The organism is Streptomyces sp. NPDC059373, assembly GCF_042751495.1.
GTDB lineage: Bacteria > Actinomycetota > Actinomycetes > Streptomycetales > Streptomycetaceae > Actinacidiphila.
On record NZ_JBHYXC010000065.1, the window covers coordinates 1 to 21582 of the forward strand.

A 21582-nucleotide genomic window follows, 5' to 3' on the forward strand; every position below is an offset into this window, starting at 1 on the left:
GGGTGTTCTTTGCTCCTCGCTACGGCCGGCCCCCGGGCCGGGGGGGTGTGCGGCTTACGAACCGCCGCCATCCTCTGCTGCTCGTCCGCCCCGCCCTTTCCGGTGGTGACGAGCTTTCCGCTCGACGGGGCTGGTCAGTCCGTGCCGAGCTCCATCGCGGCGCGGTCCAGCATCTCCTCGTCACCGGAGACCTCGCCGCGGGAGGCGATGGCCTCGGCGCCGCCTTCCGGCATGGTGCCGATCAGCCCGGTCGCGGCCGCCTGGGCGGCACCGATGGCGGGATGGGCGGTGCCGATCAGGCCGAGCACGGCGTACTGCTCCAGCTTGGCGCGTGAGTCGGCGATGTCGAGGTTGCGCATGGTGAGCTGGCCGATCCGGTCCACCGGGCCGAACGCCGAGTCCTCGGTGCGCTCCATGGACAGCTTGTCCGGGTGGTAGCTGAACGCCGGGCCTGTGGTGTCGAGGATCGAGTAGTCCTCACCGCGCCGCAGCCGCAGCGTCACCTCGCCGGTGACGGCCGTGCCGACCCAGCGCTGCAGCGACTCGCGCACCATCAGCGCCTGCGGGTCCAGCCAGCGGCCCTCGTACATCAGCCGGCCGAGGCGTCGTCCCTCGTTGTGGTACTGGGCGAGGGTGTCCTCGTTGTGGATCGCGTTGACCAGGCGCTCGTACGCCGCGTGCAGCAGGGCCATGCCGGGCGCCTCGTAGATGCCGCGGCTCTTGGCCTCGATGATCCGGTTCTCGATCTGGTCGGACATGCCCATGCCGTGGCGGCCGCCGACAGCGTTGGCCTCCATCACCAGGTCGACGGGGGAGGCGAACTTCTTGCCGTTGATCGTCACTGGGCGGCCCTGATCGAAGCCGATCGTGACGTCCTCGGTGCCGATCTCGACTTCAGGGTCCCAGAACCGCACGCCCATGATCGGCTCCACGGTCTCCACACCCGTGTCCAGGTGCTCCAGGGTCTTGGCCTCGTGGGTGGCGCCCCAGATGTTGGCGTCGGTGGAGTACGCCTTCTCTGTGCTGTCGCGGTAGGGCAGGGCGTGGGCGAGAAGCCACTCCGACATCTCCTTGCGGCCGCCGAGCTCGGTCACGAAGTCCGCGTCCAGCCAGGGCTTGTAGATCCGCAGGTGAGGGTTGGCGAGCAGGCCGTACCGGTAGAACCGCTCGATGTCGTTGCCCTTGAAGGTCGACCCGTCGCCCCAGATCTGTACGTTGTCCTCGAGCATCGCCCGGACCAGGAGGGTGCCCGTGACGGCGCGGCCGAGCGGCGTGGTGTTGAAGTAGGCACGGCCGCCCGAGCGGATGTGGAACGCCCCGCAGGTGAGCGCGGCCAGGCCCTCCTCGACCAGCGCCGCGCGGCAGTCGACCAGGCGCGCGATCTCGGCACCGTAGGTCTTCGCGCGGCCGGGCACCGAGGCGATGTCGGGCTCGTCGTACTGGCCGATGTCGGCGGTGTAGGTGCACGGGATGGCGCCCTTGTCGCGCATCCACGCGACCGCGACCGAGGTGTCGAGGCCGCCCGAGAAGGCGATGCCGACGCGCTCGCCGGAGGGAAGGGAGGTGAGGACCTTGGACATAGGAAGAGTATGCACTGTCGCGTATGATCATGCAAAGCCGTTTCGGGTCCTGTGCCGCCGGGGCGAAGAAGCTCACGGCACGTAGCCGAGGAGGATGCCGCGGACAGTGAGTTTCGGACCGGGTCGAGAGCGTCACCAGGACGTGGGACGAACCCCGCGGGACCGTCGCGCGAACGCTCCTGGCGCCGCTCGACAAGTACGGGGTGAGACTGTCGTCCGGCGGTCGGAGATGGAGATTCCGTGGAACCGGAACACGAGGAGCACGGTGACCGCGACAGCGATGCCCAGCTGACGCGGGCGGCGGCCGACGCGGGGGAGTTCACGCCGCTGGTGGAGAAGTACTCGCCCGCCCTGCACGGCTACTTCGCCCGGCGGGTGCCAGGCGCGGCGGACGATCTGCTGGCCGAGGCGTGGTTGCAGGCGTTCGCCGCGCGGCGCACGTTCGACGCCTCGCGCGGATCGGCGCGCGGCTGGCTGTTCGGGGTGGCCCGCAACGTACTGGCCGGATATGTGCGGCGAGCGGCGCGGGAAGGGGCCGCGCCCGGGGCGGATGTCACCGACCCGTGGCAGGCGGTGGACCAGCGGCTGGACGCGGCTGCGCTGGCTCCCGCACTGCGCCGGGCGCTGGCCGAACTGCCCGCCGAGGAGCGGGAGGTGATGCTGCTCGTCAGCTGGGAGCAGCTGACGCCGACCGAGGCGGCCGCCGCCGTCGGCATCCCGGCCGGGACGGCCCGTTCGCGGCTTCACCGGGCCCGGGGCCGGTTGCGCAACCACCTCGCGCCGGCCCGCGCGGCGGGACGGAACCTGAGCGTGGCGGGAGACCTGACATGAGTACGTACGACGTGGAGGAGACCGGTATGACCGAGCGGCAGGCACTGTTGGACTTCCCGGGCGCCGAGGCACTGCAGGCCGCGGGACGGGTCGAGCCGCCGTCGGCGCAGGCGCTGGCCCGGGCGCTGGCGGCGGTCGAGGCGGCCGCACGGGAGGACGCCGTGGTGACGCCGTTCCCGCGCCGTCGCCGGGTCGTTGCCATCCTGGCCGCCGCCGCGGTGGCGGCCGGTGTGCTGGCGTACGTGAACACGGGGGCGGCGCCCGCGGACGCGCGGCGCGCGTCGCAGGCGGCCTCCGCGTCCGTCTTCCTCAATGACGTCGCCGAGGTGGCTGACACGAGGCCGGCCGGCTCGGGCAAGTACTGGAAGACGCATTTCCCGTTCGGTGATGAGTACGTCTCGCGGTCCATGCACGACTACTTCGTCATCAAGGGCCAGACCTCCACCAAGGGGCGTCGTCCGAACTGGGACCTCGGGCCGAAGAGCCTCGACTGGAACGGCCTGGACCGGCTGACCACCGACCCGGCGCAGTTGCTCAAGCTGATGCAGAGTTCGACGGAGTCCGCCGACCAGAACGCCTTCCAGCAGGCGAGCTACCTGCTCGGCGGGGCCCCGGCGAGCCCGAAGCTGCGGGCGGGGCTCTTCCAGGCGCTGGCACAGATCAAGGGCGTCAAGCTCGGCGGCACCGTCAAGGACAGTGTCGGGCGCAGCGGGACAGAACTGGTGTTCAACGGGGCCACGTTCAGTGACCGGATGATCATCGACCCGAAGACGAGCGTGCTCCTGGAGAGCGTCGAGACGTGGGTGAAGGGCGCCAACGTCGGCAAGGCCGCCCACCGGACCTACCTGTCCGTCGGCCTGACCGACAAGATCGGCTGACGGGAACGATCCCGTACGCGGGGCGCCGGAACCCGTTCCCCACGGGTTCCGGCGTGCAAGCGACGGTTCTCCCTCCGCCTCTCGACCGCCCCGGTCATCGTCGGCGTCGAACCACCGAATCGCAGCAGGTTGTCACTCGGCGGTGAGTTCCATGAGCTGCTCGGCGGCGGTGGTGCTGCCCTGATCCGCGAGGCGCCGCAGTCCGCCCATATCCGCGCCACCCTGAGGGGGCTCACCGCGCAGCGGAAGCCGACCCGATGACCACCACTCGGGCCCACTCGGGCGGCGCGTCCGGTACGTAGTGGGGATTGTCCTCGTCCCACGACCGGGCTGCGTGCTGCCGAGGGAACAGCCCTACCACCGTCCGGCACGGCGGTCGCGTGCCCGGCTAGGGCGTCCGGCCGTCGGTCAGGACCACGATGACGTCCGGTCGGTGCCGCGCTAGGAGCGCCTTGGCGAAGCCCGTGCGCAGATCCGTACCCCCGCCGCCCACCAGCGGTATTCCCTCGGCACGGCACAGCGGGTGCACGATCCGGGCCGCCGCGTCGCACGGCAGCACGGTGACCAGGTCTCGACGGCCGCCGACGGCACGGGAGATCGCGGCAACTTCGAGGAGCGCGCTGCCCAGTCCGGTGTCACTGACGGAGCCGGATGTGTCGATGACCCGCGGGCCGCCTGCTCAGGCCGTCCGCACCGACTGCCTTTCGTTGAGCCGGCTGTAAATCCGTTCCGGAGTCAGGGGCAGTGCGCGGAAGCGGAGGCCGGTGGCGTCGTGGAGTGCATTCGCCAACGCGGGGGCCACCGGGTTGATGCAGCATTCCGCCATCCCCTTCGACCGCATGGGCCCGACGGAATCCGCCGAGTCCACCAGGAGCAGGTTGGTGCGGGGGATATCGGCGTAGGTGGGGATCCGGTAGTTGCGGAGGTTGGGGTTGACCATGACGCCGTTCGCGTCGACGTGGTAATTCTCGGTCAGAGTGAAGCCGATTCCCTGGGCGACACCGCCTTCTACCTGTCCCCGGACTTGCGCGGGGTTGATGACTACGGCAGCGTCGGTCGCCTGGACGCTGTAAAGGATACGGATCTCACCCGTCACCCGATGGACGGCGATTCGGAAGCCCTGGGTATTGGAGACGATGCTTCGGGGTGAGCCGTAGGCCTTGCGGGCGGCGGTGAATCGAATTCCGCGTGCCCGGGCCAATGCGACGAGTTCGGCCAACGACACGCGCTGGTCGCCGCAGAGGACACCCTCGTCGTCCATCGAGCACATCACGAGGTGGACGCCCGTGTGCGCGGCGGCAAATTCCAGGATGCGGTCGCGCACGGCATTGGCCGCTCGAAGTACCGCGTTGCCTGCCACGAAAAGGCCCGCACTCGCAAAGGCACCGGTGTCGAATCCCGTGCGGTCGGTGTCGGATTGCACCAGGCGAATCCGCGACGGCGTCGTGCCCAGCTGGTTGGCCGCGATCTGGACATGCGCGGTCGACGTACCTTCGCCGAATTCGACTGTCCCGACGGCCAACTCGTACATGAGGTCGTCGCCAAGCGTGACCCAGGCCTCGGAGATGTGTTCGGTCGGGGGCGCGGTCTCGTGCAGTGAACTCGCGACGCCGGTTCCGACGAGCCACCCGGGGCCGGGGGACGGCTCATCGGCGGTACGGGCCATGGCGTCATCCACCAGATCGATGCACTTCGCGAGTCCGTCCTCGGTGAATATCACGTCGTCGGGACCGTCATCCGTGGCGACGAGCGGATCGCCCGGTCGCACGATATTGCGCCGTCGCAGTTCGAGCGGATCGATGTGCAGTGCGAGTGCCAGTTCGTGCATCGCCGATTCCACGGCGTACGCCGGTTGCGTCATCCCGTAACCGCGCAGCGCCCCGCTCGGGACGGTGTTCGTATAGACGGAGAACGCGTCGTACTTCTTGTTGGGGCAGCGGTAGATCATGACGGCAGCGCCGCCTGCGAAGAGCGTTTCGCCGCCGTGGTTGCCGTAGGCGCCCGTGTTCGACACATTGCGGACTTGGAAGGCCGTGAGCGTTCCGTCTGCCTTCGCGCCGAGCTTGACCGTCAAGGTCATGGGATGCCGTGGCGAGGCTGTTGTGAACTCCTCCTCGCGGGTGTATTCGAAGCAGACCGGTCGCCCGGTGTCCAGGGTGGCGAGCGCGACAAGGTCCTCCGAGATCACTTCCTGTTTGCCGCCGAAGCCGCCGCCGACGCGTTTGCAGAACACGCGGAGCTGGTCCGGGCGCAGTGCGAACAGATGCGCGAGTTTGACTTTCGCGATCGACGGTGACTGCGAACTGGTGCGGACGTTCAGACGACCGTTCTCCATCCAGGCAATCGACCCGTGGGTTTCGAGATGCGCGTGTTGCACTCGCGGTGAGGAGTACGTGCCTTCGTGGATCACGTCGGCTTCGGCGAACCCTGCGTCGATATCGCCGATGTGCGAATGGATTTCGAGCAGGATGTTGTGGACGGGGTCGCGGACGAATGGATCGTGCGTGCCGTGCAACTGTGGCGCCCCCTCGGCCATTGCCTCTTCGGGGTCGAATACCGCCGGCATTTCCTCGTATTCGACGACGACCCTTCGACAGCCCTCTTCTGCCGCCCCGACCGTGTCGGCCAGAACCGCAACGACGCGTTGGCCGACGAAGCGGACCGTGTTGTCGAGGATGAAGGTGTCGTCCGGATCGACAAGATGGTCGGTGTGGATCGCCGTGGTAAAACGCTTCCGCGGCACGTCTTCCCAGGTGTAGACCCGATGCACGCCGGGAACTGCGAGTGCGGCGGTCTTGTCGATCGAGACGATCCGGGCGTGCGCGTGCGGTGAGTGCAGCACCTTGAGGTGCAGCATGCCTTCGATGTGGGTGTCCATCGTGAACTCGGCGCGACCGGTCACCACGTCGTTGGCTGCCGGCGCGCTGACGCTCGTCCCGACGGCCTTTCCCGGCGCGGCCGTCTCCACGCCGGCGACGCCCTTCACAGCATCCTCGATCCCTCGGTAGCCGGTGCAGCGGCAGAGGTTGCCCTTCAACGCCCGCGGCAAGTCCCTTTTCTGGGCCTCGGTGAACGTTGCCGACGTCATGATCATCCCCGCGGTGCAGAAACCGCATTGGAACCCCGGGGCGTCGCGGAACTGTCGCTGCATGGGATGCAGGTTGCCGGGTGATCCGAGACCCTCGATCGTCGTCACCTTACGACCGTCTGCGCGGAAGGCAGGGGTGATGCAGCTGTGCACCGGATTGCCGTCCAACCACACCGTGCATGCGCCGCAGTCGCCTGCGTCGCAACCCTTTTTGACGCCGTAGTGGCCGAGTGAGCGGAGGAACGTGCGCAGGCACTGGCCGGGGTCTGGTTCTTCGTCGAAGCTCTTGCCGTTCACGATGTATGTCATGCCGGGCCCCCAGCTATGAGTACGTGACGAATCTCTTCGGCGAAGTGCTTTGTCAGGTGGCGACGGTGGTCGGGGGTCCCGTTGGGATCGGCGAACCAGACGTCGGCGGGGACAACGTCGATGCTCTCCTGGAGAGTTCGGGCTTCGGGCATGGTGTCGAAAGCGATGCGCACAGGCCGTGTGGTGCCGGCTGTGATCGTGAGCAGCAGGTCGCTCGTTCCTGGCGTTTGAGTACCGATGAGGAATACCGTCGAACGCCCGAGGCGGGTCAGCGTGAAGCGGCGGTGCGCGGTGCGTTTCCTCAGGGCGCGCGCCGGAATGTCGATGCGCCGCAGGATTTCCCCGGGAGTGAGAATGTTCCGATTGTCGCCGGTCACGAAGTCGAGGGCATCGACGATGCGTGCGGACCCGTCAGGAGCCCACAGCTCGTACTGCGCCTCGAGTGCGACGGTCAGCGTGATCATCGGGCCGGCGGGCAAGGACATGCAGATGTTGCCGCCGACGGTCGCCGAGTTCCAGACTTTGAACGAGGACAAGAACGCCTCGCAGCTTTGCGCGAAAAGGGCGCCCGCGATCCAATCACCTTGCAGCGCAAAGGCGTACAGGTCGCGGATGCTGCACGTTGCGCCGATTTCGAGACCCGCATCGCTCGGGACGAGGGGATCCCAGCGCAATGCCGTCAGGTCGATCAGGCGGCGCAGGCTCGGCTGTTCCGCGGAGAACAGCCACGTGCCGCCTGCGAGCCAAGCGTCGCCTTCGCGCCAGTCCGCGCCTGGCCGATCGGACGGTCGCCGGACGACTTCGGTGATGGTGTTGAGGTCCATGGGACTGATCTCCCTCACGACGACAATCGTGCGACGACCGCCTACCGAGCTCGATCAACCAGCGCGTGGCGCTGCTCGCGCGCCTTTTTCGATTGCGGACATTCGGCTCGATGCACTCGTCGAATGGCGACGGTCACGATACGCGCTGGGAGCGGCACAACGTCGAGCGACAGAATCGAATTCTGGCCGCTGCGGTCGAACTGCTCGAGGTAGGACCGGCAGGCGCGGAGATTCCCGGCCAGTATATCGCAGGAGAGGTCGGCCTCGCCAAGTCAGCGCTTCGGCGTGAGTAGGTGCCCTTCAGGGTGGTGACGCGAGTGGCGAAGCGGCTGGGACGAATTCGTCCGCGAGATTGCACGCGGTGAACTCGTCCGAATTGCAGGGGATCTCGGGTCAGGTCGGCCGTGCGGGGAGAGTGCAGGCGGACCCTCTCCTGCCGTGGCCCGCAGGGCCCTCAGCGCAGTAGGGCTTCCAGGAAGTCGGTCCCGAGTCGCGCGCTCGCGCCGAGGTCGAGATGGTGCAGGACGTAGCGGCCGCGCCGCCGGGTCGTGACCAGGCCGGCCTTCTTCAGGACGGCGAGGTGGCGGGAGACCTCGGGCGCGGTGAGCTGCCAGGCGGCCGCCAGTTCGCCCGTGGTGTGCTCGCCCCGGGCGAGGGTGCGGGCGAGCCGGATGCGCGCCGGGTGGGCGAGCGCCTCCAGGCGCTGCTGGAGCTGGTCCAGAGTGACGGGACGCGGAACGGCGGGCTCCGCGACGGGATACTGCACAACGGGCCGCCAGGCCTGGGAGTGCACGACGACCAGGTGAGGGCGGCCGAAGGCAGTGGGGATGAAGGTGACGCCGTCTCCGGCCCCGCTGGTCGCGTTGTCCTGGAGTTTGTCGACGCTGATCCGCCCGCGCCCACGGTCGTACGACACCGCGGGTGAGACCGCGGCAAGTGCTTCGGACAGCCCGTGCCGTGCGAGAAGGTCCGCCTTGAGCCGTGCGTCGGCGGCCAGTTGGGGAAGCACCCGCGCCCAGGCGTCGGTGAAGAACGACGAGGCGCAGTCCTCCAGGAGGCGGCGTACGATCGCCCGCACCGCCGGAGGGTCGGCGAGCAGCCGGTCGGCGAAGGCGGCCTGCCGGGGGCCACGGGCCTGGGCCAGCTCGCGAGCGCGTTCGCGGGCTGCCGCGTCCACGAGCGGGGAGCGCGGCCGGAAGGTGATCCGTGACGAGCCGCAGGCCGTGACGAGGGCGGCGGCGACGTAGAGCTCGTCGTCGATGCGGTCGACCGCGTCGAGTTCCTCGGCGAGGGTCGCGGCGGGGTGGGCCGGGACGAGGAAGTCGGCGCGGGAGGAACGCCAGAGGAAGTCCGCTTCCAGCAGCCGGTCGGCGAGTTCCGGCTTGAGCGCGGCGACGGTACCGGTGGCCCAGCCGTGCAGCGACGGGTGGTGCGAGGGCTCGGCGAGCACATGCAGCATCGCTGTGAGCTCCGCGAGCGGTGAGGGGGCGAAGAGCAGCCGCTCGTGAGGCAGGCCCGTGATGTCGATTGTCACGCTCATGGCTTGATGGTCGCAGAGCCCTCAGGCGGCGGCGTGCGGGTTGACGACCTGCGTCAATCGACGTGACCGGCAGCCCGGCCCGACCGCAGCGTGGCTGCCATGAACATGGCCATGCATACGAAGAGTACGGGCCCCGGACTGCTCGCGGTGCCCGGCGGCCGACGCTACGCAGCGGCTCTGGTCGTGGACGCGCTCGGCTCCGGCCTCCTTCGGCCGTTCCTGCTGCTGTACGCGATCGGTGTACTACGGCTGGGCGTCGGAACCGCCGGGCTGGTGCTTTCGGCGGGCATGCTGGCCGGACTGCTGGCGGTGACCCCGCTGGGGCGGTGGCTCGACCGCGGCGCGCGGTCCACGGCGGTCGTGGTGACCTTGCTGACCCGCGCCGCGGGCGTCGGTGTGCTCCTCGCCGCCGACGGCACCGCCGGATTCGCGGTGGCCGCGACGCTGCTCGGCACCGGCACCCAGACCTGGCCCGCCACACACGCGGCGATGGTGGCCACCCTCATCCAAGGCCGGGCGCGGGACGCCGCCCTGGCCGCGAGCCGCTCGCTGCGCAACGCCGGGCTCGGCGCCGGCGCGTTGCTCGCGACCCTGGCCCTCGCCGGGGGAGCGGGCACGCTGCGCGGACTCGCGGTGGTCACGGCGGTGGGGTATCTGGCCGCCGCGCTTCTGGTCCGCTCCATGCGCGTGACGGCTCCCGCTGTGGCCACCGGCGCGCCCCGGCAGGATCGGCGTACGCAGCCCGCCCTGAAGGCGATCACCGTGCTCAGCCTGGCGAACCTGCCCTTCGCCCTCTGCTTCGACGTCCTCGAAATCGCCCTGCCCGTGCTGCTGGTGTCGCATCTGCACGCCCCGCCCGCCTGGTCCTCGGCGATCTTCGTCGGCAACACGGTCCTGGTGATCGCAGCGCAGGTCGCCGTCGTGCGCAGAGCGGCGAATCGGCCGCGTCGCACGGTGCTGGCCGGTTCCGGCCTGCTGCTCGCCGCGTCCTACGCCGGTTTCTGGGCGGCGGGCGGACTCGGCGGCCGGGCGGGCGCGACGGCGATCGCGGCCGTGGCCGTGCTCTACACCTTCGGCGAGATCCTCTACGCGGGCAGCGGCACCGCCCTGATCGTCTCCGAGGCCCCGCCGCAACTCCTCGGCCGTGCCCTCGCCCGCTGGCAGCTGTCGATGGGCCTGGGCCGCGCGGCGGCGCCCACAGTACTGACGGCCCTGCTCACCGTGGGTGCCGGGGCGCTCTGGACCACCCTTGCCGTCAGCACTCTGGTGGGCGCCGCGGTGGTGCGGCGTACCGGGGTCGGCTCTTCGCCCGGGGTCCGCCGAAGAACTCCGTGAGAGACGCGGTCGTCACACCAGCGGTGAAGCCCGTGCACGCCGAAGGCTGGTGCGGATGCGGATGCGGAGGCCACGGACGGCTTGGCCGGCCACGCGTCCGGCGGCGGCGACCCGGGAGGTGCTGCGGCCCGCCCGGTGGGAGTCGGGCGGGCCGAGTGGCTACCGGCGGCGCTCCGGGGTCAAACGCTGAGTGCCCAGATGAGGGTGACGGCGCCGGTGAATCCGATGGCGCCGAGAGTGGTTCCGGCGATGGCGGTCCACAGGCGGCCCGCGCCGCGGCGGGCGTGGTGGATGCCCATTGCGCCGAAGGTGACGGCGAGGGCTCCGGCGATGATCCCCCATGGGAGCGTGGCGAACGCGAACGCGGGCACCCATGCGCCTATGGCGGAGATGGCGCCGAGGACAAGTGCGGTGGGGCCCAGGGCGACAGCGGGTGTGTCGGTCCGGTCGGGCACGGTCGGTTCAGGCATGAACGGTTCCCCCAATTTGAACGGGTTCAAATTCTGCACTGATCGTACCGCCAGAAGGTGCGGCGGCTGAGTTCGGGTGGGCCCAGTCGTCGAAGGGGGTCGGCGCTGGACGCGGCCCGGACGAGAGACCGTCGACTTCTACAGGTTTTGAGGCGTCGTCAGCAGATGACCGCGCAGCCGAGGGTCAGGAAGGCCCGGTGGATGCCGGCGCGGATCTCCCAGCGGATGGGCAGTCGGCCGAACCAGTGCAGGAGGGCGAAGGCCGCTACCACGACCCAGCGGTTCCTGCCCAGGCCGCTGCCGTGTTCCGTGCCATGGCGAGCGATGAGCGGGCGGATGCCCAGCTCACGGCTGACCTCCCTCCCGAGGGTCCGGCTCGTTGAGCCGCGCCGGCGCTCGGGTCCCCTCTCCGCCGCTACGCGCCCTGCCCGCCGCCTTCGTCGAGGCGGTCGTGGCGGGCCGGGTCCTGCTGGGCCGATCACGCCTCGTCGCACAGCAGGTTGAGCCGCTCCGCGATCCGGTCGACCCGGGACGTGCCTTCGCTGCGCAGCCCGTACACGCCGGTGAGGGGCACACGGCTCCCGTCGAACAGGATCGCCGTCGGGTGCTCCCACAAGGGCCCTCGCCTCGACAGGTCGACCTCACTCTCGACCTCCACCAGGTCCTCCCACGCCACGAACCGCGTCCTCCAAAACCCACGGCTGCGAATGCCCTCCGGCGAGACCCGGATCCGCATGGTCACCGCCCGCCAGCTGAGCCACGCCCAGGCCAGCCCGATCCCTCCGTACAGCCAGGGACGCAGAGCTCTCGGCGCGCCCTCGGCACCGCCTATGCCGCCCAGCGCCAGCAGCTGAATGCCCGCTGTCACGAGAGCACTTGCCCACAGAACCCTGATGCTCTGGTGCATGTTGTCTGCATACCGCCTACCGGGACCGCCGGCATCCCCCTGGACACCGCGCCTCGTCGCACTTCCAGCCCTGCGGCGAAGCGCGTCAAGCCCGCTGCCGCAAGGTAAGCAGGAATCGCCCGGCTTCAGCCGGGAGAGCGCTTCAAGAACAGGGTGATGGCGGTGATGCCCCGGGCCACGCACGATCGCTTGTCTTGTCGGTCACGGCGGTGCCGTGTACAGCAGGACGCGGTCGGCTGGAACGGTGCCGTCTTGCTCTCCCACTCCTCCCGGAAGTTCGCCTCGCCGAACAGCCCCCAGAACATCGCACCGTGCGTCCAGCGCCGTCCGCCCGTCCGCCCGTCCGGATCGCCTCCCGGGGGAGCGGGTTCAGCGGGTGAGCTGACGGGCGCGCAGGTAGGCCCAGCGCAGCAGAGCGGCCGTGACGGCGGCGCTGGTGAGCGCCGCCACCACGGTCGCCGACGCGGTCGCGGCATGCAGCGCCTGCGTGAACGGGATGGCCAGCAGCGCGATCGCGGTGAGCGGGCCGGCCGCGTACCAGGCGAGGAACAGCAGGGGACCGGCGCTGCCGGTCGGGGACTGCGCTGCCGGATTCATCAGCAGGTGCTGCTTGCTGGCCCCCCGGCAGGCGTTGACCAGACCCGCCGCCAGCAGTGCGGGTACCGCCGCGGGTGCCAGCGCGGCCCGCTCCATGCCGCCCAGTGGAAGGACCACCGCCGCCGCGACGCACGACACCACAAGCGCCGCCGCCCCCGGCACGAACGCGTGCCGCATCATCAGGCCCGGATACGGATACGGCGCCCACGAGCCACGCCGGGTGTCATCGGTCTCCAGCCGTGCGGATTCCAGGAGTTGGGCCACGGCCCCGTACCCGAATCCCAGCGCCACGAGGATCGCGGCCAGCGCCGCCCCCCGGTGCGCGTTGACCGCGAGAACCGCCCCCAGAACGGCGATCACCGCCAGCATCGCCGACTTGACGACCCGGATCGGTGCCCGGAGCAGCGCCAGGCAGTCACGCCACGGCACCGCCAGGAAGGCGTGGCGCGGCGTCCGCAGCCGGAACCGGGCGGGCCGCCCGCCCCCGGCCGCCCCGGCCGCGACCTGGCGGGCCGTACGCAGTTCGAGGGTGAGCAGCGCGCTCATCACCCCGGACGCCGTCCGCGAACGCCGCCGTACCGCGGCGAGCGGCAGAGCACCGCCCACCGCCCGGTGCGCGAGCAGCAGGCAGCCGGCGGTCAGCGCGAGCAGCAGCCCGGCGGTGACCGGTCCGCCGGGCACCGCGGCCGGCGTGGGGGACAGCGCCGCCAACCCCGCCCAGCCCCACGGCCCGGACCACAGCTCGACCCGCTCCAGCCACGGCACGGCATGCCCGTCGGCGGCCAGCGCGCTCTGCCCGGCGAGTGCCAGGACCACGAAGGACGCGTACGGGGTCAGCGCCCGCACCCAGCCCGCCACGCGCGTACTGGTCGCGACCGCGACCCCGAGAGCCGTCGCGAGCAGCGGCACACACGCCGCCCCGGTGAGGCACCAGGCGAACCCGGCCGGCAGCCCCACCTTGACCGTCAGCCCCAGCGCGACCATGCCGATCGCGGCGGCCAGCACCCCGGCGCCCGCCGCTGCCGCGCACGACATCCAGAACCACGGCCGCAGCACACGCCCGATCCGCACCGGCTGCGCCAGCATCCAGTCGACGCTCTCGCGCGGCGGCACCACCGGCCCCCGCCACAGACCGTCCCGGGCACCCAGCAGCAGGCACCCCACCGTGAGCGCGGCGATCCCGGCGGGCATTGCCGCCAGGATCGCGGGACCGTGACCGGTGTAGTCGGCGCCCATGGACGCCTGCAGGAACAGGCCCATGCTGGGCAGCACGCCCCACACGACGGCCAGCAGCAGCACGCAGTAGACGACATACCCGATCTGACCGGCCCGTCGCCGCCGGTGCGGTGCCCGCAGCTCGCGCAGCAGCCGCAGTGTCTCGGCGGTCCAGTCGTCCTCCGCGGACCAGTCGGCCGATCGCTCCTCGGCCGGCTGAGTGACCGTACTCACCTGGCCTCGCTCTCTGTGCCCGCCAGCCACGAGTCGCCCATGGCGTCCGGGCCGGCCAGTACGTCCTCGGGCGTCCCGTCGGCGACGATCCTGCCCTCGCGCAGCACCAGCACCCGGCTCGCGACCGAGCGGGCGAGTTCCGCGTGGTGGGTGACCAGCAGCACGCCCACCCCCTCGTCGGTCTCCGCTGTGATCAGGTCGGCCAGCCGCCGCCGGGCGCCGGGGTCCAGCCGCTGCTCGGGTTCGTCGAGCAGCAGCAGGTCCCGGGGCCGTACGAGCGCCGACGCCAGCAGCAGTGACTGCAGCTGCCCCGACGACAACGCCGACGGCAGGGCGTGCGCATGCCCGCTCAGCAGCCGCTCGGCGAGCACATGGTCGATCCACTCCTCCGCGCCCTCCACCCCGTGTGCGACCGCCACCAGCTGAAGGTGCTCCCGGACGGTGAGATCCGGATAGCACGCCGCCGTGTCCCCGACGACCGCCACCCGCGCCCGTACCCGCGGATCGTTCTCGTCCATCGGCAGCCCGTCGAACGTGACCGTCCCCGTCGTCGGGCTGTCCCGGGCGGCGGCTATGCGCAGCAAAGTCGACTTCCCCGACCCGTTGTGGCCGAGCAGCGCGACGCACTCACCCGCCCCCAGCGACAGATCGACCCGGTGCAGCACCTCCCGCCGGTCGTACGTGCGGCTCACGCCCTTCAATTGCAACAGCGGTACGCCCACGGACCGGACTCCTCGAGGCCACGAAACACATCGGACTCCGGCCCCGCGTCGCGTACGTCGCCCCGGACCGGCTCCAGCCATTGTCCACTCCGGCGCGGGGCGCCGGGCGCGCGGTGCTCCGCGAGCGCTGGGAGGAGGGCGATAGGGGAGGGTTACGGGCGCCGTCCGCACGCGGAGATCATCGGGGCGGTGGCCAGGTCGAGGCGTCCGGTGCCGACGTTGGCCAGGTGGCGATCGATTTCCTCGTCGGTGGCGAGCCCTTCCGCCACCAGACGGCCGCGGATCTGCCGCACGGTCGCGGCCTCAAGGACGGCGCATGCCGGCGCGGTGATCGGGAAGTACGCGTCGGCCCGCACGTCCTCCAGACCGGCCTCGCGCAGCAGCCTGGGCAGGGTTCGCCCATACGCGAAGTCCGCGCCGCGTGCCGCCATCAGGGCGCGGAAGCCGGATCGCAGTCGGTTGGCGAGCACCTGTTCGGGACCCGACTCGTCCGGGCACAACAGCGGCTGCAGCCCTGGGTCGGCGTCCTCCAGGAGCAGCCAGCCGCCGGGCCGCAGCGCCTGGACCATCCGGCGCAGTGCCTCGGCGCGGTCGGTGACGTGTACCAGGACCAGTCGGGCGTGCACGAAGTCGAAGCTGCCGGGCGGCGGCGGGTCGGCCGCCACGTCGTGGCGCAGCACCTCGACCACGCCACTGGCGACACTCCGGGTCCAGGACACGTCGATGTCGGTGGCGATCACCTTTCCGGAGGGGCCGACTCGCTCGGCCAGCCCGATGGGTACGGACGGACCGCCGGCGCCGACCTCCCAGCACCGCATCCCGGCAGCGATCCCGAGCCGGTCGACATGCCGGAACGTCACCGGATCGAACAACTCGCTGAGGGCGCCGAAGCGGATCCCTGCCTCCGACTCCTGGTTGTCCAGCAGGTAGCCATGATCCGTGTCGTGCTCAGCCATGTGGCGATTCTGGCAGAGGGGCAGCCGGTCCTCGGTCGCCGGGCTCCGGGCCCTCGCTCTCCGTCGGCGCGATGGCCGAACGCCTGCTCGCCGCCACTGGCAAGGAGCCCTTCGATCCGGCCAAGGCTGTGCGGGCGCCGAGGTCAGACGCTGGGCCGACGTAGCCGACTCCGTCGGCTTTCGACGTCAGATCCCCGCCTTCCCCATCACCCCGCTGACCGGGGGCCCGGCACGGCGTGGGTGTCCCAGAAACCGCTGGGCCCAGTCGGGAAAGGGCGGCCGTCCCGCTCAAGAGGCCCGTCGGGTGGTCAGCCTGCAGCCGCCGCAGGAAGCGGGGGCGCCGATGCGGTAGCCACTGGAGTCGGCCCGAGTTACGTACGATTCCTCCCGCACGACACGAAGCGGCCGGTGAGCTGACATACGTTGCATTGGTATGCAACGACGTTTGCGGACGTGGACTACAGCGGTCCGTCGGCTGCCGCGGACGCCCGTTTCTGCCACGCTGTCCCCTGGTCCGTCAGGCTGGCCAGCAGGGACAGCCCGTGGGCCGAGGGGCTGTCCGGCTCGGCGTGGTAGACGAGCAGCATCAGGCCGGTGGTGCCGGTGACGGCCAGCTTTTCCAGCCGGAGGTCGAGCGGGCCGAGTTGCGGATGGTCGAAGAGGGCGGTGCTGCCGGACCGGGGGCGGACGTCGTGGCGGGCCCACAGGCGGCGGAACGTCTCGCTGTGCACGGACAGCTCACCGACCAGCGCTGCCAGCCGCGGGTCGTCCGCACTCGTCCCGGCGTAGGCGCGCAGCGCGGCAGCCAGGCTCACGGTCAGGTCGTCCCAGTTCCGGTGCAGGTCGCGGACTGCGGGGTTGAGGAACGCCTCCCGCAGCAGGTTGACGCCCGTGCGGTGGGCCGGGGAGAGGGCCTCGGCAGGAGCGTTGGCCGCGCGCACATCCCCGATGGGTCCGATGACGAGCGCGGGTGACGTGGACCAGGACGCCATGAGCTGTCTGATGCCCGGAGGCACCGGCTCCGTACGGTACGGCTTGCGTTTTCGCGGTGCGTGCGCGGCGAGACCGTGCAGGTGGGCCGTGGCGGCGGCGTCGAGTTGCAGAGCGTCGGCGAGTGCGTCGACGACCTGGGCCGAGGGGTGACGGTCCCGGCCCTGCTCGAGCCGGATGTAGTACTCGGTGCTGATTCCGGCCAGCAGCGCCACTTCCGGGCGGCGCAGACCCGGAACCCGCCTGCGGGACACGTCGGGCAATCCGAACGCCTCCGGATGCAGCCGCGCCCGCCGTACGCGGAGGTATTCGCCCAGCGGTCCAGGGCTCTGGGTCCCCTGCGCCTGGCTTCCTTCCGAGACGTCCATTCCACCAGCGTAAACAGCTGTCTCCTGGTGTGCGTGGCCGTGCCGCTACCACCCTTCGGTGGGACACGACACGACTGCGCCTCGTGCCTAGCCGAATCGTCATTCCGGCGGCTGACCCGAGCGCCGGACGGGCAAGGACGCGGAAGGGCGGCGTGACATGCCGACGACCCAGGACATCGATCTGAGCGGGCTCAGCGCAGAGAGAGGCGGCTCGCAACCACTGCGCGGCTACCTGGCGCGGCCGTCGGAGGACGAACACGGCGCCGGTCCCTGGCCGGGTGTCGTGGTGGTGCACGAGATGGCGCTCGCTCTGCGGTTCGAGCAGTTGGCTGTCGCGTTCTGGGTCGAGAGCGCTCAAGGGGGCGCGGGGGCGGTGCATCCGACCGTCCCGACATGATCTACGCCGCCTCACATCTCCAAGTGCCGACCGACTTCCCGGCCACCCGTCACAGCACGAAGACCGTGCCTGACGAAACCACCCGGCCCACGGCCTCCGAACCCGCGCCTGACATCGTGTTCAGCAGGCGGGGCCCTGTCCGCAGGCGCACACCTGATCGAGGTCGACACCTACCACCGCAAGGAACTCCAGGAGGTCCGTGACGTCCTGCACCGGGTCAAGCGGGGTACGGCATCGGTCAGTAACGCGCGGGGGGAGCTGAACCGCAAGGCAATCCGAGCCAACGACTGGACTCTCAAGGGTGTCTGCCAGGCTCAGTGCGTGTGCGTGACCGAGCACCACCGGATGGAAGACGTAGGGATCTTCCACCACCTGCGCAGGAGCCAGCGCGACCTCAAGGAAGCCCTGGACCGGCTGCACGAGGAGCACCACGCCACCCACGACGTCCTGGAGAGCGTCGACGCGGCCCTCGTCCGTCTCGCCGAGCACCCGGGCGACTACGGCCCCGTCACCCGGCCGGGGAACTGCTCACCGACACCCTGCTGTCCCACTTCGCCCACGAAGAACGCGAACTGATCGCCCCTCTGTCCCGCTACGGTTTCCTACCCGGACAGATCTGAGAAGCGAGCGTCCACCGTCCCCCGGGGTTCTCCTGCTGGGGCCACCCCTGGCCGCTGAGGGGCCACTCATCGCTGTCAAAGCCACGTAGGTTTGTGCCGTCGAACATCGAGTGGTCTGGAGTCTGCGCACATGCGAGTACACGGATGACGACAAGTCCAGCCTCTGGGGCCGAGGCGTCCGCGAGCCCACCGGACTCCCTGCAGGCGACCAGCGGACTGATCATCTTTTTGAACGGCACGTCGAGCTCGGGCAAGTCGAGCATTGCCAGGGAGCTTGTAGGAGTCCTTGATGAGCCGTGCTTTCACATGCCCGTGGACGCGTTCCATGCCATGCGGTCGGGACCTGAGATGGCCCCGGACCAGCTGAGTGTCGTGCTCAAGCGCACCTGGATGGGATTTCACCGTGCGGTCGCGGGCATGGCTGAGGCAGGCAACGTCGTCGTCGTGGACCACGTCCTGAGTGAGCCGTGGCGCCTCCAGGACTGCTTGGCTCTGTTTTCCCCTCAGGACGTCGTCCTCGTCGGAGTGCGTTGTCCTCTGCCGGAGCTGGAACGCCGGGAGCAAGCGCGTGGTGATCGTCCGGCAGGGCTGGCTGCCCGCCAGTTCGACCGCGTCCATGCCCACGGCATCTACGACATCGAGTGCGACACCGGCAGTTCGAGCCCGATCGAGTGCGCCCGGGAGATCAAGGAGTTTCTTCACCGGCGGACGACCCCGACTGCGTTTGAACGTATGAGGCCGGGAAGCCTCGCCCAGCCGGCGGTCGGGCGGGACCAAGCTTCGGCTCTTCGATGACGGTGCCGTTGAAGGTGAGGCGGTCAACGATGGCCGCGCAGAGCCGGGGGTCGGTGAAGGTCTTGGCCCAGCCGCCGGAGGATTCGGTGGAGGCGAGGGCGACGCTGTTCTTTTCCTCGCGTTCGGTCAGGACCTGGAAGAGGCGTGCGTTGGCGCCGTGGCGGTCGAGTTGCATGGAGCCACATCGATACGTCGCAAAAGGTCGACGCGGCCGTAGCGGGCGATGGTCTTGTTCGGCTGCTTGTCGTTGGCGGCTTCGACCAGCTCGTTCACGAGCAGTGTCTGACGGGGAAGGCCGGCCTGTACGTCCGTGCTGCCCGTACGGGCCGGCCCTTCACCGGAAGGTCACCCTTCGGGGTGGCTCAGCTCCACGTCGAAGCCCTTGGCTCCGCCACCCTCGAGCGTGACGGCGGTGGCCACCGGGGGGTAACCACTGGCGATGAGCGAGTACCCGCCCGCGTCGAGGTCGGTGAACGCGTATGCGCCGTCCGGGCCGCTGGTGGCGGTGCCGACGACGTTCCCGGCCGCGTCGAGCAGGGTCAGCCGGGCATCGGCGAGCGGGCGGTGGTCGGCACCGGCCCGGACGGAGCCCTGCAGTTGGGCACCCGCCTGAAGGACGATCTCCACCCGGGTCTTCCCGGCACCGCCGACCTCGACAAGGCGGGCGGTCGGCCGGCAACCGGCGGCATTGACCGCGACGGTGAAGTCGCCCAGCGGCAGTTCGGTGAAGGCGAAGCCGCCGCCCGCGTCCGTCTTGCCGGTAGCCAGCACCTCGCCCCGGACATCGGTCACCACAACCATCGCGCCCTCGACGGGCAGCTCGTCCAGCGCGCCGGTCACGACGCCTGTGAGCCCACCGCTCGCGGACAGCAACACGTCGTACGACACCGGCTCCTGGCCGACCGTGACGGTGGACGCCTGCGGCTGGCGGCCGTCGGCGGCCGCGATCAGGACATACGAACCGGCGCCCGGCACCGGAAGGGTGTAGCTGCCGTCGGCCTGGGCGGCGGCACGGCCGAGCTGCTGTCCGCTGAGGGAGATCAGGGTCAGCGTGGCAGCCGCCGCCGGTGTGCCGTCGGAGCCCCGCACATGGCCGTGGACGGCGGCGGTGCCGGCCACCGGGACGTCATCGCCGCCCGACGGGGCGAAGGCTGCCACCGGCTGCGGCTGCGGCTGCGGCTGCGGCTGCACGGCTTCGGCGCCCACGCCGACCTGCTCCTGCTCGGGCTGCGGCGCCGCATCCGACGCCTCGGCGGCGCGCGCCTCCAGCGCGGAGATCTTCCGAAGCGGTACCTCCTTGATGAACAGGATCACAACGAAGGCGACGACCATCACGATCGCGGCGAGCAGGAACACCGTGTGCATGGCCTCCGCGAAGCCCGCCTTGAAGGGTTCGGCCAGGCGCGGGTCCAGCTTCTGGATGAAGGAGGAGTCACTGAGGACGCTGGTGGAACTGCCGCTGGAGCCGCCCTTGAGCATGCTCAGCACCGGCTGGTTCGCCGGGTCCGCCAGCACCGCCGGGTCCTTCAGCGCGGCCTTGAAACTCGCGGTGGACGCGGCCTCGGTGAACGCCGAGGCGATCTTGCCGCTGACCGTGCTGAAGAGCACCGAGAGGAAGATCGCCGTACCGGCGGTGCCGCCCATCTGCCGGAAGAAGGTGGACGAGGAGGTCGCGACACCCATGTCCTTGAGCGGCACCGCGTTCTGCACCGCCAGGACCAGCGTCTGCATACAGCCGCCAAGGCCCAGGCCGAAGACGGCCATGTAGACCATGGTCTGCCACAGCGGCGTGTCCCACACGACCCTGAAGTAGAAGAGCGCCATCGCGGCGACCATCAGGGCGCTGCCGACGATCGGGAAGATCTTGTACCGGCCGGTCTTGGAGGTGACCTGACCGGAGGTGATCGAAGCCACGATCATGCCGGCCATCAACGGCAGCATCTCCAGGCCCGACTTGGTGGCACTGGCGCCCTTGACGATCTGCAGGTACTGCGGGATCACCAGCATGCCGCCGAACATGCCCATACCGATCAGTACCCCGGCCAGGCTGGTCAGGCTGAAGATCGGGATGCGGAACAGGCGCATCGGGATCAGTGCGGCGTCGCCCATCCAGCGCTCGACGAAGATCCAGACGATGATGCCGACCGCGCCGATCGCGTAGCAGGTGAGGGACCGCGTCGAGCCCCAGCCCCAGCCACGGCCCTGCTCGGCGACGAGCAGCAGCGGCACCACACCGATGATCAGGGTGAGCGCACCCCACCAGTCGATGCGGGACGCTCGGCGGGTGTGCGGGATGTTGAGGACCTTGGCGACGACGAACAGCGCGATGATGCCGATGGGCACATTGACCAGGAAGACCCAGCGCCAGCCGACGATGCCCAGGATGCTGTTCGTCCCCGCGAGGAAACCGCCGATCAGCGGTCCGCCCACACTGGCGACGCCGAATGTCGCGAGCATGTAGCCCTGGTAGCGGGCGCGTTCGCGGGGCGAGACGATGTCACCGATGATCGCCAGAGCGAGTGACATCAGACCGCCGGCGCCGATGCCCTGGAAGGCCCGGAACCAGGCCAGTTCGGCCATCGACGTCGAGAAGGTGCACAGCGTGGAGCCGATGACGAAGATGCTGATCGCGCCCAGGAAGTAGGGCTTGCGACCATGGAGATCGGACAGCTTGCCGTACAGCGGTGTCGAGATCGTCGAGGTGATCAGATACGCGGTGGTGGCCCAGGCCTGCTGGCTGAGGCCGTTCAGATCGTCCGCGATGGTCCGGATGGACGTACTGACGATGGTCTGGTCGAGAGCGGCCAGGAACATGCCCAGCAACAGACCGCTGAGAATGGTCAGGATCTGCCGGTGGCTGAGGCCGCCCGGCGAGGCTATCGGTGTGGACCCAGCGCTCTGCGCGGGGGCGGCATGGCTCATCGTG

The 21582-nt window shown here is 70.1% G+C and carries 18 protein-coding genes and 2 pseudogenes; 7 read left to right on the top strand and 13 right to left on the bottom strand.

Features of this window, described 5'->3' with window-relative positions; all coding sequences use genetic code 11:
- Positions 1 to 134: 134 nt before the first annotated feature.
- Positions 135 to 1580 carry an argininosuccinate synthase gene (argG, locus tag ACFXJ5_RS39080; protein WP_384642563.1) on the bottom strand — a complete coding sequence of 482 codons (1446 nt, stop codon included), beginning with the start codon at positions 1578 to 1580 and terminating at the stop codon, positions 135 to 137.
- Positions 1581 to 1820: 240 nt separating this feature from the next.
- Here argG and ACFXJ5_RS39085 point away from each other — a divergent pair, with 240 nt between their 5' ends.
- Both ACFXJ5_RS39085 and ACFXJ5_RS39090 read left to right on the top strand, forming a co-directional pair.
- Positions 1821 to 2411, top strand: a complete 591-nt coding sequence (locus tag ACFXJ5_RS39085; protein ID WP_384642567.1) for an RNA polymerase sigma factor — start codon at positions 1821 to 1823, stop codon at positions 2409 to 2411.
- On the top strand, positions 2408 to 3289 hold the full coding sequence (locus ACFXJ5_RS39090) for a hypothetical protein (protein WP_384642570.1): 882 nt from the start codon (positions 2408 to 2410) through the stop codon (positions 3287 to 3289). Before ACFXJ5_RS39085 ends, ACFXJ5_RS39090 begins: the two co-directional genes overlap by 4 nt.
- Positions 3290 to 3521: 232 nt before the next feature.
- On the opposite strand, the pseudogene ACFXJ5_RS39095 reads toward ACFXJ5_RS39090, so the two are convergent.
- From ACFXJ5_RS39095 to ACFXJ5_RS41290, 3 genes and pseudogenes are all read right to left on the bottom strand, one after another.
- Positions 3522 to 3953 (bottom strand): annotated as a pseudogene (locus ACFXJ5_RS39095) (VWA-like domain-containing protein); the annotation flags it as partial.
- A 15-nt stretch (positions 3954 to 3968) separates the two neighbouring features.
- Positions 3969 to 6686 (bottom strand): molybdopterin-dependent oxidoreductase, encoded by a 2718-nt coding sequence (locus ACFXJ5_RS39100; protein ID WP_384642573.1) that lies wholly within the window; start codon positions 6684 to 6686, stop codon positions 3969 to 3971.
- Positions 6683 to 7510, bottom strand: coding sequence for an FAD binding domain-containing protein (locus ACFXJ5_RS41290; protein ID WP_459254006.1), 828 nt, complete (start codon positions 7508 to 7510; stop codon positions 6683 to 6685). The genes ACFXJ5_RS39100 and ACFXJ5_RS41290 overlap by 4 nt, the downstream gene beginning before the upstream one ends.
- A gap of 65 nt (positions 7511 to 7575) precedes the next feature.
- Here ACFXJ5_RS41290 and ACFXJ5_RS39110 point away from each other — a divergent pair, with 65 nt between their 5' ends.
- Positions 7576 to 7803 carry a hypothetical protein gene (locus tag ACFXJ5_RS39110; RefSeq protein WP_384642576.1) on the top strand — a complete coding sequence of 76 codons (228 nt, stop codon included), beginning with the start codon at positions 7576 to 7578 and terminating at the stop codon, positions 7801 to 7803.
- A 161-nt stretch (positions 7804 to 7964) separates the two neighbouring features.
- Here the strand turns inward: ACFXJ5_RS39110 and ACFXJ5_RS39115 are convergent, their stop codons facing one another.
- Complete coding sequence (locus tag ACFXJ5_RS39115; protein WP_384642578.1) at positions 7965 to 9050, bottom strand: DUF5937 family protein; 1086 nt, start codon at positions 9048 to 9050, stop codon at positions 7965 to 7967.
- Positions 9051 to 9149: 99 nt separating this feature from the next.
- Here ACFXJ5_RS39115 and ACFXJ5_RS39120 point away from each other — a divergent pair, with 99 nt between their 5' ends.
- Entirely contained in the window at positions 9150 to 10385 is a 1236-nt protein-coding gene (locus ACFXJ5_RS39120) for an MFS transporter (RefSeq protein WP_384642580.1), read from the top strand.
- A 179-nt stretch (positions 10386 to 10564) separates the two neighbouring features.
- Here the strand turns inward: ACFXJ5_RS39120 and ACFXJ5_RS39125 are convergent, their stop codons facing one another.
- The 6 genes from ACFXJ5_RS39125 to ACFXJ5_RS39150 form a co-directional block, all read right to left on the bottom strand.
- Positions 10565 to 10855 carry a hypothetical protein gene (locus ACFXJ5_RS39125; protein ID WP_384642583.1) on the bottom strand — a complete coding sequence of 97 codons (291 nt, stop codon included), beginning with the start codon at positions 10853 to 10855 and terminating at the stop codon, positions 10565 to 10567.
- 478 nt (positions 10856 to 11333) lie between these two features.
- Positions 11334 to 11723 (bottom strand): PH domain-containing protein, encoded by a 390-nt coding sequence (locus ACFXJ5_RS39130; protein ID WP_384642586.1) that lies wholly within the window; start codon positions 11721 to 11723, stop codon positions 11334 to 11336.
- A 408-nt stretch (positions 11724 to 12131) separates the two neighbouring features.
- Positions 12132 to 13808: a hypothetical protein gene (locus tag ACFXJ5_RS39135; RefSeq protein WP_384642588.1), complete on the bottom strand. Its 1677-nt coding sequence runs from the start codon at positions 13806 to 13808 to the stop codon at positions 12132 to 12134.
- Complete coding sequence (locus tag ACFXJ5_RS39140) at positions 13805 to 14500, bottom strand: ATP-binding cassette domain-containing protein (RefSeq protein ID WP_384642591.1); 696 nt, start codon at positions 14498 to 14500, stop codon at positions 13805 to 13807. Before ACFXJ5_RS39140 ends, ACFXJ5_RS39135 begins: the two co-directional genes overlap by 4 nt.
- 182 nt (positions 14501 to 14682) lie before the next feature.
- Positions 14683 to 15486 (bottom strand): methyltransferase domain-containing protein, encoded by an 804-nt coding sequence (locus tag ACFXJ5_RS39145; protein ID WP_384642593.1) that lies wholly within the window; start codon positions 15484 to 15486, stop codon positions 14683 to 14685.
- Between the two features lie 458 nt (positions 15487 to 15944).
- Positions 15945 to 16844: an MmyB family transcriptional regulator gene (locus ACFXJ5_RS39150; protein ID WP_384642596.1), complete on the bottom strand. Its 900-nt coding sequence runs from the start codon at positions 16842 to 16844 to the stop codon at positions 15945 to 15947.
- Between the two features lie 157 nt (positions 16845 to 17001).
- On the opposite strand from ACFXJ5_RS39150, the gene ACFXJ5_RS39155 reads away from it, so the two are divergent.
- From ACFXJ5_RS39155 to ACFXJ5_RS39165, 3 genes are all read left to right on the top strand, one after another.
- Complete coding sequence (locus tag ACFXJ5_RS39155; protein ID WP_384642599.1) at positions 17002 to 17241, top strand: hypothetical protein; 240 nt, start codon at positions 17002 to 17004, stop codon at positions 17239 to 17241.
- Positions 17242 to 17568: 327 nt separating this feature from the next.
- A complete protein-coding gene (locus ACFXJ5_RS39160) occupies positions 17569 to 17817 on the top strand; it encodes a hypothetical protein (protein ID WP_384642601.1) in 249 nt (82 codons plus the stop codon).
- A 188-nt stretch (positions 17818 to 18005) separates the two neighbouring features.
- Positions 18006 to 18656, top strand: a complete 651-nt coding sequence (locus ACFXJ5_RS39165; RefSeq protein ID WP_384642603.1) for a chloramphenicol phosphotransferase CPT family protein — start codon at positions 18006 to 18008, stop codon at positions 18654 to 18656.
- Here the strand turns inward: ACFXJ5_RS39165 and ACFXJ5_RS39170 are convergent.
- Together ACFXJ5_RS39170 and ACFXJ5_RS39175 are read right to left on the bottom strand one after the other, a co-directional pair.
- Positions 18649 to 18938: pseudogene (locus ACFXJ5_RS39170) on the bottom strand (ATP-binding protein); the annotation flags it as partial. The gene ACFXJ5_RS39165 and the pseudogene ACFXJ5_RS39170 overlap by 8 nt on opposite strands.
- 63 nt (positions 18939 to 19001) lie before the next feature.
- Positions 19002 to 21578 (bottom strand): MFS transporter, encoded by a 2577-nt coding sequence (locus tag ACFXJ5_RS39175; protein ID WP_384642607.1) that lies wholly within the window; start codon positions 21576 to 21578, stop codon positions 19002 to 19004.
- Positions 21579 to 21582: the final 4 nt, after the last annotated feature.